15 protein-coding genes are annotated in these 13028 nt (G+C 58.4%); 5 read left to right on the top strand and 10 right to left on the bottom strand.

Annotation, left to right across the window (positions count from 1 at the left end):
- Positions 1 to 77: 77 nt before the first annotated feature.
- From tadA to AC8GFP_RS01185, 4 genes are all read left to right on the top strand, one after another.
- On the top strand, positions 78 to 1460 hold the full coding sequence (gene tadA, locus AC8GFP_RS01170; protein ID WP_506609447.1) for a tRNA adenosine(34) deaminase TadA: 1383 nt from the start codon (positions 78 to 80) through the stop codon (positions 1458 to 1460).
- An 83-nt stretch (positions 1461 to 1543) separates the two neighbouring features.
- Positions 1544 to 2464 carry an LD-carboxypeptidase gene (locus tag AC8GFP_RS01175; protein ID WP_506609449.1) on the top strand — a complete coding sequence of 307 codons (921 nt, stop codon included), beginning with the start codon at positions 1544 to 1546 and terminating at the stop codon, positions 2462 to 2464.
- Positions 2465 to 2539: 75 nt separating this feature from the next.
- Entirely contained in the window at positions 2540 to 3970 is a 1431-nt protein-coding gene (locus AC8GFP_RS01180; RefSeq protein WP_506609451.1) for an aldehyde dehydrogenase family protein, read from the top strand.
- A gap of 126 nt (positions 3971 to 4096) precedes the next feature.
- Positions 4097 to 4690, top strand: coding sequence for a Tll0287-like domain-containing protein (locus tag AC8GFP_RS01185; protein ID WP_506609453.1), 594 nt, complete (start codon positions 4097 to 4099; stop codon positions 4688 to 4690).
- On the opposite strand, the gene AC8GFP_RS01190 is transcribed toward AC8GFP_RS01185, so the two are convergent.
- Genes AC8GFP_RS01190 through mltG form a run of 5 tightly spaced genes read right to left on the bottom strand, consistent with a single transcriptional unit; the run spans position 4687 to position 8910 of the window.
- Positions 4687 to 5376 carry an ankyrin repeat domain-containing protein gene (locus tag AC8GFP_RS01190; RefSeq protein ID WP_506609455.1) on the bottom strand — a complete coding sequence of 230 codons (690 nt, stop codon included), beginning with the start codon at positions 5374 to 5376 and terminating at the stop codon, positions 4687 to 4689. The genes AC8GFP_RS01185 and AC8GFP_RS01190 overlap by 4 nt on opposite strands.
- Positions 5373 to 6170, bottom strand: coding sequence for a TatD family hydrolase (locus AC8GFP_RS01195; RefSeq protein ID WP_506609457.1), 798 nt, complete (start codon positions 6168 to 6170; stop codon positions 5373 to 5375). The genes AC8GFP_RS01190 and AC8GFP_RS01195 overlap by 4 nt, the downstream gene beginning before the upstream one ends.
- A 51-nt stretch (positions 6171 to 6221) precedes the next feature.
- Complete coding sequence (locus AC8GFP_RS01200) at positions 6222 to 7217, bottom strand: DNA polymerase III delta subunit-related protein (protein ID WP_506609459.1); 996 nt, start codon at positions 7215 to 7217, stop codon at positions 6222 to 6224.
- The gene (gene tmk / locus AC8GFP_RS01205; RefSeq protein ID WP_506609461.1) at positions 7214 to 7849 is read right to left on the bottom strand and encodes a dTMP kinase; all 636 of its coding nucleotides are present in this window, start codon (positions 7847 to 7849) and stop codon (positions 7214 to 7216) included. Before tmk ends, AC8GFP_RS01200 begins: the two co-directional genes overlap by 4 nt.
- Positions 7850 to 7854: 5 nt before the next feature.
- Entirely contained in the window at positions 7855 to 8910 is a 1056-nt protein-coding gene (mltG, locus tag AC8GFP_RS01210) for an endolytic transglycosylase MltG (protein WP_506609463.1), read from the bottom strand.
- A 12-nt stretch (positions 8911 to 8922) separates the two neighbouring features.
- Between mltG and ygfZ the strand changes: the two genes are divergently transcribed.
- Positions 8923 to 9906: a CAF17-like 4Fe-4S cluster assembly/insertion protein YgfZ gene (ygfZ, locus tag AC8GFP_RS01215; protein ID WP_506609465.1), complete on the top strand. Its 984-nt coding sequence runs from the start codon at positions 8923 to 8925 to the stop codon at positions 9904 to 9906.
- 7 nt (positions 9907 to 9913) lie between these two features.
- Here the strand turns inward: ygfZ and AC8GFP_RS01220 are convergent, their stop codons facing one another.
- The 5 genes from AC8GFP_RS01220 to AC8GFP_RS01240 are packed head-to-tail and all read right to left on the bottom strand — an operon-like array spanning position 9914 to position 13021.
- The gene (locus AC8GFP_RS01220; RefSeq protein ID WP_506609467.1) at positions 9914 to 10729 is read right to left on the bottom strand and encodes a hypothetical protein; all 816 of its coding nucleotides are present in this window, start codon (positions 10727 to 10729) and stop codon (positions 9914 to 9916) included.
- Between the two features lie 22 nt (positions 10730 to 10751).
- Positions 10752 to 11102 (bottom strand): cyclic nucleotide-binding domain-containing protein, encoded by a 351-nt coding sequence (locus AC8GFP_RS01225; protein WP_506609469.1) that lies wholly within the window; start codon positions 11100 to 11102, stop codon positions 10752 to 10754.
- Positions 11099 to 11590 (bottom strand): cyclic nucleotide-binding domain-containing protein, encoded by a 492-nt coding sequence (locus AC8GFP_RS01230; protein WP_506609471.1) that lies wholly within the window; start codon positions 11588 to 11590, stop codon positions 11099 to 11101. Before AC8GFP_RS01230 ends, AC8GFP_RS01225 begins: the two co-directional genes overlap by 4 nt.
- Positions 11587 to 12657 (bottom strand): adenylate/guanylate cyclase domain-containing protein, encoded by a 1071-nt coding sequence (locus AC8GFP_RS01235; RefSeq protein WP_506609472.1) that lies wholly within the window; start codon positions 12655 to 12657, stop codon positions 11587 to 11589. The genes AC8GFP_RS01230 and AC8GFP_RS01235 overlap by 4 nt, the downstream gene beginning before the upstream one ends.
- Positions 12650 to 13021 carry a DUF1987 domain-containing protein gene (locus AC8GFP_RS01240; RefSeq protein WP_506609474.1) on the bottom strand — a complete coding sequence of 124 codons (372 nt, stop codon included), beginning with the start codon at positions 13019 to 13021 and terminating at the stop codon, positions 12650 to 12652. Before AC8GFP_RS01240 ends, AC8GFP_RS01235 begins: the two co-directional genes overlap by 8 nt.
- Between the last annotated feature and the right edge of the window lie 7 nt (positions 13022 to 13028).

The following is a 13028-nucleotide window of genomic DNA, read 5'->3' on the forward strand; positions in this document are numbered from 1 at the left end:
CCGGAGCGCCTTGGTTAACATGGAAGCAACCTGAATTTGTCCCCATGGTCATGACTTCTCCAATCAACCAAACAACCATGTCCAAGCTCGACGACGATTTCATGCGCTTGGCCTTGCAGCAGGCCCAAGCAGCCCGTGAAGCCGGGGAAGTGCCCGTGGGCGCGGTGGTGGTGAAGAACGGCGAAGTGGTGGCGCAAGAGCACAACGCCCCGATCGGTTTGCACGACCCCAGCGCCCATGCCGAGATCTTGGCCTTGCGTGCGGCTGCTGAAAAATTGGGCAATTACCGCTTGGACGATTGCACCCTGTATGTGACCCTGGAGCCTTGCGCCATGTGCGCGTGCGCGATGCTGCATGCGCGGCTCAAGCGTGTCGTGTGGGGTGCCGCAGAGCCGAAAACCGGCGCGGCGGGCTCGGTATTGAATTTGTTTGACCATCCGCAACTCAACCACCAAACCCAAGCCACGGGCGGGGTGAGGGCAGAAGAGGCCAGTGCCATGCTGCAAGATTTTTTCAAGACGCAGCGCCAGCAACACAAGCAACAAGCCGCAAACACCCGCTTGCGAGAAGATGCCTTGCGCACCCCCGAGCAGCGGTTTGAAAACCTGCCCGACTATCCCTGGACCGCGCAGTACATCAGTGATTTGGCCAGCCTGAATGGTCTGCGCATGCACTACTTGGACGAGGGTCCGTCAGATGCGCCCATCACTTGGCTGTGTTTGCATGGCAACCCCGCATGGAGTTACCTCTATCGAAAAATGCTGCCGGTCTTTTTGAATGCGGGCCACCGTGTGGTGGCACCCGATCTGCCTGGTTTTGGCAAGAGCGACAAACCGAAAAAAGACAGCGCCCACCATTTTGAATGGCACCGACAAGTGTTGCTCGAATTCATTGAAGCGCTGGACTTGCAGCGTGTGCACTTGGTGGTGCAAGACTGGGGCGGTTTGCTGGGCCTGACCTTGCCGATGGCCGCGCCACAGCGCTACCAAGGCCTGCTGGTGATGAACACCACCTTGGCCACCGGTGAAAAGCCTTTGAGCCCCGGCTTTTTGGCGTGGCGACAAATGTGCGCCGACAAACCGCTGTTTGATGTGGGGCGGTTGTTCGGGCGCGGCAATCCGCAGATGAGCGACGAAGAATGTGTCGCCTACAACGCACCCTTTCCCGATGCCGGTCACCGCGCGGCCTTGCGAGTTTTTCCCGCCATGGTCCCTGAGTTTGAAGACAGCGAAGGCGCGGCCGTGTCGCGCCAAGCCCAAAGCTTTTGGCAAAACGAATGGACGGGGAAAAGCCTGATGGTGATTGGCCAGCAAGACCCGGTGTTGGGTGAAGCAGTGATGCGCGATTTACATCAGCAGATTCGGGGTTGCCCAGCCCCGGTGCTGTTGCCACAAGCGGGGCACTTCGTGCAAGAGCACGGCGCTGAAGTGGCGGCATTGGCGCTTCAACATTTGGCTTGAACGTGTCGGCCTCTGATGGAGCAACATGCGGGTCAGCCGACCAGCCCGCAGACTGACCGACAATGCCGCTTCAGAGAAAAATCATGCACATCTACATTTATTCCCCCTCCGGCGCACTGCGCGACAAAGCCGCCCTGCGCCTGGCCGAGAAACGCCTGCGCAAACTGGGCCACGACGTGGAACTTGATCCGGATGCCAAAACCTCAGATCAGCGCTTTGCTGGCGACGACGACACGCGTTTGTTGGCCATCAGCCGCGCGGCCGCAAGTGGCGCCGACATCATCATGCCGACACGGGGTGGCTATGGCCTCACACGCTTGTTGAAAAAACTCCCCTACAAGGCCATCGCCGCGTCCATCAAGGCGGGCAGCCATTGGGTGGGGCACAGCGATTTCACAGCCTTGCAAATGGGTTTGCTGGCCAAAACCAAGGCCATCAGCTGGGCCGGCCCGCACGCCGCCAGCGACTTTGGCGCGGCGCATCTGGATGAGATCACCCTGGCTTGTTTTGAAGACATGGCGCAGGGCAGGGGGGAAGGGGCCGGTTGGCGTTTGCCCGCCTCGGACCTGGAACACTTGCCGAAGAAAACCCTGTTGGCTGAAGACGCCACGCTGTGGGGCGGCAACTTGAGCGTGCTGTGCAGCCTGGTCGGCACGCCCTACATACCCGAAGTGCAGGGCGGTGTGCTGTTTTTAGAAGATGTGGCCGAGCATCCTTACCGCATCGAACGCTTGCTGACCCAGTTGTTGAATGCGGGCATCTTGGCCCAGCAAAAAGCCATTGTGTTGGGGGCATTCACCGATTTCAAACTGAGCCCGCACGACAAGGGTTACAACTTGAACAGCGTGGTGGCCTGGCTGCGTTCGCAGCTGAAAACGCCTGTGCTGACCCGCCTGCCGTTTGGCCATGTGCCGACCAAGCTGTGCCTGCCTGTGGGCCAACAAGTGTCTTTGCTGCGCGAAGGCCGCGAAGCCTTTTTGCTCTGGGCACACCAAGCCCACTGAAAATGTTTTCAACATGACCACCTATCCCAGCCATTACATCAACGGCGCTTGGCAACAAGCGACACCCAGCCCTCTATGACCACCTACCCCAGCCATTACATCAACGGCGCTTGGCACAAAGCCCAGGCCACTGCAGTTTTTGAAGTGCACGACGCCAGCACCGAGGAGGTGATGGCCACCGTCCCGCAAGGCACGGCCGAGGAGGCCGCGCAAGCGGTCTTGGCTGCGCGGGCAGCGTTCCCCGCTTGGTCGGGTTTGAGCGTGGAAGAACGCTGCGTCTTCATCGACAAGATCGTCGCGGGTTTGAAGGCCCGTTCAGACGAGATGGCCACGGCCATCGCCCGCGAGGTGGGCATGCCGATCAAGCTGGCCAAGATGGTGCAGGTGGGCGGCCCGGTGTTCAACTGGGGCAACGCCGCCAAAGTGGCGCGGGCCTTTGTGTATGAAGAAAAAGTCGGCCACTCGCTGGTGGTGCGCGAGCCCATCGGCGTGGTCGGCTGCATCACGCCCTGGAATTTCCCCCTGAACCAAATCACTTTGAAGATTGCGCCCGCACTGGCTGCAGGCTGCACCGTGGTCTTGAAACCCAGCGAAATCGCGCCGGTCAACGCCATGATCTTGGCCGAGATCATCCATGACGCGGGTCTGCCCGCAGGCGTGTTCAACCTGGTGAACGGCTTGGGCCCGGTGGTGGGCGAAGTGTTGGCCAGCCACCCCGAGGTGGACATGGTGAGCTTCACCGGTTCCACACGCGCTGGCAAACGGGTGGCCGAGTTGGCCGCCGACTCGGTCAAACGCGTGGCGCTGGAGTTGGGTGGCAAGTCGGCCAGCATCATCCTGCCGGACGCCGATTTTGAAGCCGCGGTGAAAGGCAGCATCAACGCTTGTTTGCTCAACAGCGGTCAAACCTGCTCGGCCCATACCCGCATGCTGGTACCTGAAGACCGCTATGACGAGGTTAAAAGCTTGGCGCAAGCAGCCATCGCCAAATTCACCTTGGGTGCCAGTTTGGAGGAAGGCAGCCGTTTGGGCCCCTTGGTGAGCGCAGCTCAGCGCGACAGGGTCATTGCGTTCATTCAGCAAGGCTTGGCCGAAGGCGCCGAGCTGGTGGCCGGTGGCCCCAACAAACCGCCGTTGGCCAAAGGCTATTTTGTGCAACCCACGGTCTTGCGGGTGCAGCCCACGGACACCTTGGCCCGGGAAGAAATTTTCGGGCCCGTGCTGGTCATCCTGACTTACAAAGACGAAGCCGAAGCCATCCGCATCGCCAACGATTCGATTTATGGTTTGGGCGGCGGCGTTTGGAGCACGGATGAAGCCCACGCGCTGCGTGTGGCGCGACAAATGCGCACCGGCCAGGTGGACATCAACGGCGCGCCGTTCAATGGCAACGCGCCGTTTGGCGGCTACAAACAATCGGGCAATGGCCGGGAAAACGGCAAGTATGGTTTTGAAGAGTTCTTGGAGCACAAAGCCATCCAACTCAAGCCGGCCGAGAAAAACTGAATAACCTTAGAGAGCTGCGGTACATTCAGAACTTGTTTGCCCCAGCAGCCATTTCTGAATTCATTTGATACGATGCATATTATGTTAACTAATAAAAACACCCCATCCTCATTCAAAGTGCAGACCATGCTCCAAGCCCTGTGTTTGGGTGTTGTTCTGTTGCAGTCCCCCCTTGCCTTGGCCGAATTCAAAGGATCCAACCCCATGAAGGAAAGCCGTGAAGCAGCCTCGGCCATGTTGAAAGAACTTGGCGGGAAATTGCAAACAGCCATGAAGGATGGCGGCCCGGTCAACGCCTTGGGTGTCTGCCAAGTGGAAGCGCCGGCGATTGCGCAGCGCATCAGTGACGAAGAAAAAATCACCATACGCCGCATCAGCCACAAGCCTCGAAATGCCAGCATGGGCACGCCAATCGACTGGCAAATCAAGGCCTTGAAACACCTTGAAGAATCCTTGGCACGGGGCGAACCGCCCGCGGAGATTGAATTTGTAGAAGCTGTGAAAGCTGGCGCCGGTTCACGCATGGAATTGCGCTATGCCAGACCGATTGTGATGCAAGCCCAATGCACGGCTTGTCACGGCGATCCAGAACAAATCAGCCCCGAAATCAAGACCAAGCTCGACGAGCTTTACCCCCATGACAAGGCCGTGGGGTTCAAACCAGGTGAACTGCGTGGCGCTGTTGTCGTGAGCCGATTCATCGGATTCAGCAACAATTAATTTTGCCGTCCACCTGTTGGACTGGGGTATTTCTGTGCCCAGACCCCTGAAAAAGCCATCAAATACTGTTGGGTTTCGGCTTTTTGAGCCTCGTTTTTGCTGTTGACGGAAAAGTCCCAGGCGCTCAGTCCCAGCTTGTTCTTGATGCGCGGGTCTGCGCCCTCTTCCAGCAGCAACTTCACCGCCATTGGCGTTCCGTAATACGCCGCCATCATCAGCGGCGTGGTGCCATTGGGCGATTCGGCATCCAAGTAGGCGCTGTTGTCGATCATCAAGCGCATCATCTCGATGTGCCCCCTGGTGGCGGCGTAATGCAGCGGCGTCCAACCGGCTTGGTTGACATCCGCGCCGCGCAGGATCAGCAATTTGGCCAGCGGCAATTTGTTGTTCAGCGCGGCCAGCATCAGCGGTGTTTCGCCTTGCGGGTTTTTCACGCTCAGCTTGGTGGTTGGCCAATTCACCAGCAAATCCACCACCTTGTTGGATGATTGCTGCATGGCAAAGACCAAGGCGGGTTGGCCTTTGGGATTGGGGCTGTTGGGGTCAAAACCGCGTTCTAGCAAGCGTTGCACCTTGTCTGGCTGGTCTAGTTCAACAGCCTTGAAAAAATCGTCATAGGCTCCAGCACTGGATAGAGAATATCCAATTAAAACAGATATATACAATAGATACTTAAAGTAAATCATGGGGTCAGTACCCCGCTGAACAGTTGGTCAAAATTGGCAGAGGTTTGGGCGCCAACTTCTTCTGGGCTCAGGCCACGCAGATCGGCGATTTGCTTGGCCACCCAGGGCACATAGGACGGGTTGTTGGTCTTGCCACGGTGGGGCGCAGGAGCCAAGTAGGGGCTGTCGGTCTCAATCAAGATGCGTTCCAGTGGCATCCAGGCCGCAATGTCGCGCAAATCTTGGGCGTTTTTGAAGGTCAGGATGCCTGAGAAAGAGATGTAAAAACCCAGGTCCAACGCAGCCCGGGCCACCTGTTCCGTTTCAGTGAAACAGTGGAACACGCCGCCCACGGCCTGGGCACCGCCGTCTTCGCCCTCTTCTTTCAGGATGGCCAAGGTGTCCTCGCTGGCACTGCGGGTGTGTATCACCAGCGGCAAGCGAAGTTGTTGGGCCGCATGAATATGGTGTCTAAACCGCTGGCGCTGCCAGGCCATGTCGGCCACGGTGCGCTCGCCCAAGCGGTAATAGTCGAGGCCGGTTTCGCCAATACCAACCACCTTGGGGCTTTGGCCGATGCGCAGCAAGTCGTCCAGGCTGGGCTCTTGCACATCGACCTCATCCGGATGCACACCGGCGGTGCACCAAAAATTCTCGTGGGCCATGGCCAAAGCGTGCACATCGGGGAAGGTTTCCAGCTTGGTGCTGATCAGCAAAGCGCGGGTCACTTGGGCATCCGCCATGTCTCGGCGAATTTGGCCCAGGTTGGTTTGCAGCTCGGGGAAATTCAGGTGGCAGTGGGAATCGGTGTACATGGGGTGGTTCGTGGCAAACAGATGCCAAGGGTCAGAGGGGGTTGGGGGCCATCAGGCGCGAGCGTTCATGGCGCGTTGGGCGCGGCTGACCCAGGCTTCCATCAGCAAGCCCGCTTGGTAGGGGTGTTCCACGGTTTTCGCGCTTTGCATCAAGTCTTTGGACCATTGGGTCAGCGCCATCATGCTGCTGGGTTTGGGCAGGTCGTCGGCGTCAAAAAACCGGGGCGCGGCACCACAGGCCAGGTGCAGCAGGTCGTGACAGACTTTTTGCAAACTCGACAGCACCAAGGGCGCGGCGTTGTCGGCCAGCACGCCCGGGTCGCCGCGCTGCAAAGCTTTGGGCAGCGCCCGCCAGTTTTTGGCCTGAAAACCCAGCTGAAACAGAGCTTGGGCGTCATCGGGCCGACCGCCTGCCGCCTTCAACAGCACCGTGGCCTCGCCTTCAGGCAGGCCTTGCTGCACCAGCCAGCGCAAGCCTTCAGCGCTGCTGGGCCACTGCATGGGGTGCACTTGGCAACGGCTGCGCACCGTGGGCAGCAGTTCGTGGGCGGCGGCGCTGGCCAAGATGAATCGGGTTCGTCCTGCGGGCTCTTCCAAGGTTTTCAGCAAGGTGTTGGCGGTGATGGTGTTCATCCGCTCGGCCGGGTAAATCAGCACCACCTTGCCGTTGGCATTGGCCCCGGTGGTTTGGGTGAAGCCCAGCAGGTCGCGCATGGCTTCCACGCGAATCTCTTTGCTTGGTTTGCGCTTCTTGTCGTCGATGTCTTTTTGCGCTTTTTCAGACAGCGGCCAGTTCAAGGCCAGCATGTCGGTTTCGGGCATGAGCACGCTCAAATCGGCGTGGGCACGGACCTCGATGCCATGACAGCTGGGACACACGCCGCAAGCGCCCGCTGACTTAGGCGCGTGGCACAACCAAGCGGCGGCCAAGGCCAGGCCCAGCTCGTACTGGCCCAAGCCGGAGGCCCCTTGCAGCAGCAAGGCGTGGCCGGGGCGTTGGATCAGGCCGGTGAGTTGGTGTTGCAGCCAAGGGGCTAAGCCGCTCATGGCAGCACCTGGCGCTGGCGCAATTGGGCCAGCAGGTCTTGGCGCACCTCCTCGATGCTGGCGCTGGCGTCCAACTGGGCAAAGCGCTTCGGATTAGACGCGGCACGGGCGGCATAGCCGTTGTGCACGCTTTGGAAAAACGCCAAGGGCTGGGACTCGAACCGATCGGGCAGCCTCGCCGCACTCAAGCGCTCGGCGGCAATGGCGGGGTCCAAGGCAAACCACACCGTGATGTCGGGTTGGCGCAAACCGCCCGAGGGCAAGGCCTGCACCCAATGCTCGAGCTGCGCCAACACGTCCAAACTGAAGCCGCGCCCTGCCCCTTGGTAGGCAAAGGTGGCATCGGTGAAGCGGTCGCACAGCACCACGTCGCCCCGCGCCAACGCCGGTTCGATCACGTGGTTCAGGTGGTCGCGTCGGGCGGCAAACACCAGCAAGGCTTCGCACAACGGGTCCATGGCGTCATGCAACACCATGTCGCGCAGTTTCTCGGCCAGTGGGGTGCCGCCGGGTTCGCGGGTTTGAAGCACAGCCCGGCCTGCGGCTTTGAACGCCTGTGCCAAGGCCTCGATGTGGCTCGACTTGCCCGCGCCGTCGATGCCTTCGAAACTGATGAACAAACCGGATTGCATGCGGCTTATTGTGCCTTGGCGCTTTGGCCGCGTTGGTAGCGGTTGACCGCGTTGTTGTGGTCCTCCAAGTTGGTGCTGAACTGGCTGCTGCCGTCCCCCCGCGCCACGAAATACAGGGCTTGGCTGGTGGCGGGGTGCAGGGCGGCGTGCAAGGCGCCTTTGCCCGGCATGGCGATCGGTGTGGGCGGCAAACCCCGGCGTGTGTAAGTGTTCCAAGGGTGGTCTGTTTGCAAATCGACGCGGCGCAAATTGCCGTCAAACCGCTCGAACATGCCGTAGATGACGGTCGGGTCAGTTTGCAGCGGCATGTTGATGCGCAGCCGGTTGATGAACACACTGGAGATCATCGGTCGGTCAGTCACCAAGCCGGTTTCCTTTTCGATGATGCTCGCCAGAATCAGCGCTTCATCGGCCGACTTCAAAGGCAGGCCCATGTCGCGGGTTGCCCAAGCTTCGCGAAGTTGACGTTGCATGGCTTGGGCCGCACGTTGCAGCAGCTTCAGATCGGACGTGCCCTTACCGACCATGTAGGTGTCGGGGAAAAACCGGCCCTCGGGGGCCACGCCAGCCAGGCCGAGATGGCTCATGAGTTCTTCGTCCGTCAGCGAAGCCGAGTCGTGTTTCAAGTGGTCCGATTTGTTCAAGGCTTGGCGAACTTGCTGCCAGGTCCAGCCTTCCACCAGGGTGATGCTGCGCAGGTTTTCTTCGCCGCGCACCAGCTTTTGCAGCAGGTCCCAAGCGGAGGTGTTGTCGTTGATTTCATAACTGCCAGCGCGGATTTGACGCGACTGACCGCTCAGCTTGAAAAGGTAATAGAGGACGCTGGCGGGGACATCGACTCCGGCCGCGACCGCGCTTTGCGCGATGGTGCGCACCGATTGGCCGGGCTCGACGGACAAATCGACGCTGGCTTGGCGCAAAGGCAGGGGCTGCGACAACCACCAAGCCGCCGCGCCGGTTGTCAGCAGAACAACCAACAGCAGCAGGCTGAGGGCCCTTTTGATGCTGCGCCAAAACCTTGGTTTCACAAGCCCATCCCGCCTGAATTTGAAAGCGGCCATGATAATGGACGCATGACCGACCACACTGCCTTGCCCACGTTCTCCAGCCTCGGCGCTTGCCCCTTGCCACACCTCGGTGTGATTCGCGCCACGGGCCCTGACGCTGCTTCTTTTTTGCACAACCAACTCACGCAAGATTTCTTGTTGCTCGACGCCAACCACGCCCGTTTGGCCGCGTTTTGCAACGCCAAAGGCCGCATGCAAGCCAGCATGGTGGGCTTTAAACCCGGTTCTGAAGACGTGTTGCTGGTGATGCGCCAAGACCTGCTGGCGCAAACTTTGAAACGCCTCTCCATGTTTGTGTTGCGATCCAAAGTCAAACTGAGCGATGCCTCGGCGGATCTGGGCGTGTGGGGGGTGTTTGAGACAGCCACGGAACAGCCCTGGACTTGCCGGGCCATGGACGCTTCAGGCGCGATTGGCGCAGCAGTCAACAACCCGGCAGCCCCAGCACAAGCCTGGTCGGTCACGCTCTACCCCGCTGCTGGCGTGTCGCGCAGCCTGCAACTGTTGTCCATGGGCAGCGCCCCTGCCCTGCCAGCCTTGGCCTTGGACGATTGGCTGTTGGGCGAGGTGCTGAGTGGCATTGCCGATGTGCAAGCCGCCAGCTTCGAAGCCTTTGTGCCGCAGATGTTGAACTACGAATCGGTGGACGGCGTGAATTTCAAAAAGGGCTGCTACCCCGGCCAAGAAGTGGTGGCCCGCAGCCAGTTTCGCGGCACCTTGAAACGCCGCGCCTACCTGGCCCATGCATCAGCGCCCTTGCAAGCCGGCCAAGAGGTGTTCAGTGCTGCCGACAGCGCCCAGCCTGCCGGAGTGGTGGCACAAGCGGTGCAGCACAGCCAACACGGCCATTGGGCCTTGGTGTGTTTGCAAACCAGTGCAGCTGATGCGGCGCAGCAAGCAGGCGCTGATGGGGTGCTGTCCGTGGGCACCGACGGCGGCGCGGTGTTGGCACTTCATCCCCTGCCCTACGCTTTGCGCGACGATATTTAGTCTGCTTTCAAAGCTGGGCGATTTGCGCCGCAACGTGGGCTTGCATTTGGAAAGCCGCACTGGCGGGCGTTGAAAAACGCAGCATCGCTAAAAATTGCAAACGTCCTTGGGCTGTGCCGACCACACTGGAGAGCGGATGTTTTTTCACAGCCCATTCTGCTGCCAACGCATGACCGAGCTCGTTGCCATGCTGGGCCGTGGCACTGGCCAAAATATCCGCCTCGTTGATCAACACACAGGCCCAATCCAGATTCATTTCAAATGCCAGACCTTTTACCTTGTCGTGGTTGCCAGTCACCAGCGACGGGTCGGTGCGCAAGATCATTTCAGTGACGCGGTCCAACCACAGCGGATCCAAATTCAAATGTCCAGAAACATGGCGCATCTCTAAAGCCGAGCGTTGCTCGAACTCTTGTAAAAAACCATTCGCGCCACCCGGGTGCAGCACATCATGAGACGTCACGGCCAACAAAATGGCGGCTATCCATTCATCGGAAAGCACATGGCCTTTGTCTTGCAAGGCTTGCATCAAAAGACAAACTGCGCAGAGTGCGTCTGCCGTGTGCAAACGGTTGTGGTACTGGGGCTCGTCGGCTGTTTGCTGCGCCAAGTCTTCCATGTGCCGGGCCATGGCCTGGGCCGCTTGCAACAATGGGCCCGCATGACTGGCAACTTTTGGCGCATGGCCTGACCACAACCGATGAATACAAGCTTCCAACACCACCGGCAAGCCCGGCCAACTGTGCGGCCAGGTGCTGCGTAAATTTTGCAAGGTCGACAAATACAGTTGCGTCCAGTCCTGGGCGGGCCGTGTGGTGTTCATGGGTCAAGCGCTCTTGGTGAACTCAGGCCATGGGCGCGCGCAAAGCGTTGTGCATGTTTTGTTGCAGCAACAAGGCTTCAAACACCGGGACCCACAGGGGAGAAGCTTCGGACAACATCTGGTTGGCATCTTCTGAGGCGATTTGGATGCAGCTGACTTCGTTCTTGGCTTGGGCGGTTGCACCGCGAACGCCACCTTTCAAAAATGCTTGTTCCCCAAACGATTCGCCATCGGCAATTTCGACAAAGACTTGGCCTTGGGCGTCCAGCAATTGCACGGTGCCTGCTTGAATGAAATACATATGGTCTGCCAAATCACCGGCGTTGAAAATACGCTGTCCTGGTTTAAAAATAACCGTTGGAAAGTCGATCACAGCACCCCCTTGGGCAAGGCTTTCAAAGCCAGTGTTCGTTTGACCGTGGTGCGGATGATTTGTCGAATCGCATGGGGCAGATTGGGCACCATGTGATCCACTTTGTGCAACGGGATGATGCGGGCTTGAACGGGCGTGACGGTCACGACGGTTTTCGGTGCAGGCAGGCCCGCCAAACCTTCGGCCAGACACAGCACGCTGCCGGGCCCCAATCGTTCGATGTGTTCACCATCAATCGCCAACAAGCTGCCCGACACAATGAAGTACGCCACCGCCACGTCTTCGCCTTTTTGAAAAATTTTCTTTTGGGATTCAAAACTCGTGGTGCTTAAGAGCTTGCTGCCCCACAAGCTGAAATACAAGCGTTCATTGCTGTTGAGCTGGCCCGAGGAAAAAATGTCCAAACTTTTTGAAGAGCTGGGATCCACCACGCCCAAGGCATGGAGGTGCTCCACATCGACTTCAAAACTGGCCGAAATCTGTGTCATGCCGATGCGTCCTTGTCGTTCAATTGCTCCAGTTGCGTCGCCAACTGCTTGAGTTGCAGGGCAATCCATTGGCGGTCATCTTGGTTCAGGTACTGGGGTGACAAGTCAATGTGCACACCTTGGGGGTGCTTCAAGCGCAAGGGTTTGTCGGATTCTGCTTTGCGAGCCTTGATGGCATAGGTGCGGATGGTGCGGTCAATGCCTTTCAAGTTCACGGCTTGGCGCTCTTCCACCTCCACCAGGTCATCCACTTGCACATAGGTTTCGTGACTGATGAGGATGCCGCCGGGATCGGCATTGGCCTCCAAGCGCTGCGTCACGTTCACTTCGCCGCCAATGATGGTGTAGCTCAAGCGCTGATCCGAGCCGAAGTTGCCCACATTGCAATAGCCGGTGTTGATGCCAATGCGAATCACAAAGGGATTTTCAAAGCCGCGTTCACGCCAACGGTTTTGCAGCACCAGCATGCGTTCTTGCATTTCCAGCGCCATCTCCACACAGGCCCTGGCGTCTTCTTTCACACCCTTGGACTCGGGGTCGCCGAAAAACAGCATCACGGCGTCGCCAATGTACTTGTCGATGGTGGCCCCATAAGACAAGGCAATTTGTGTCATCTCCGAAAAATACTCGTTCAAGTATTCGGTGAGGGACTCGGGTTGCAAGGATTCAGCCGTGCGCGTGAAGTCTTTGATGTCGCTGAAAAAAACGGTGAGTTTTTTGCGTTGTGTGGTGATTTGAGTGTCGTATTTGCCTGCAAACAAGGCGTCATGAATTTGCGGCGGCAAGTACTTGGCGAGTTGTTGCGACAAGCCTTCTAGCCTGCTGCGCTGCTGCTCCAACTCCAAGGTTTGGGTTTTCAGGCTGCGGTTGAGTTTGACCAGGCGTTGTTCTTGCCGATCGGAATGACGGGTTAAATCTTCGTTCTCTCTGACCAGTTTGGAAAAACGATCAAACAAACGCTCTGCAAAGGCTTGCTTCTCTGCTGGTGGTCCGCTGTCCAAAATCGCTTGGCCCTCGGCCAGCAATAGCTTCTCGCGGTCATACAGATCAAAGACGTTTTCAGTCATGTTGTTCGACAGAGAAATTCAGCGATTGAAAACGGTCTTTGAAGTCCTCGCCGAGTTCTTGCATGATGTCGTCATCGGCTTCTGCAATCCAAGTCACTTGCACCTCGTTGCCAGCTTGCCGGTAAGCGTCCAAGCCTTCAAAAATTCGGTACATGGCTTTGATGCTGGAGCTGTTGATGTAGACCATGGCCATCTCCACTTCCAATTTGCCTTTGGCCGTGGTGGTCAATTGGTTGATGGCTGCAATCACTTCACCGTAAAAGGCTGAAACATCTTCTGGAAAGGATTCACCGCTGATGCTGAGCTTCAAGGGGGATGGGCTCAATGTGATAGCGGGGGTTCGGTCGGTGGCGGCGATGTTCATGTTGTGG

Origin of the sequence: Limnohabitans simekii (SeqCode) (assembly GCF_965234735.1) — a bacterium.
Taxonomy (GTDB): domain Bacteria; phylum Pseudomonadota; class Gammaproteobacteria; order Burkholderiales; family Burkholderiaceae_C; genus Limnohabitans; species Limnohabitans simekii.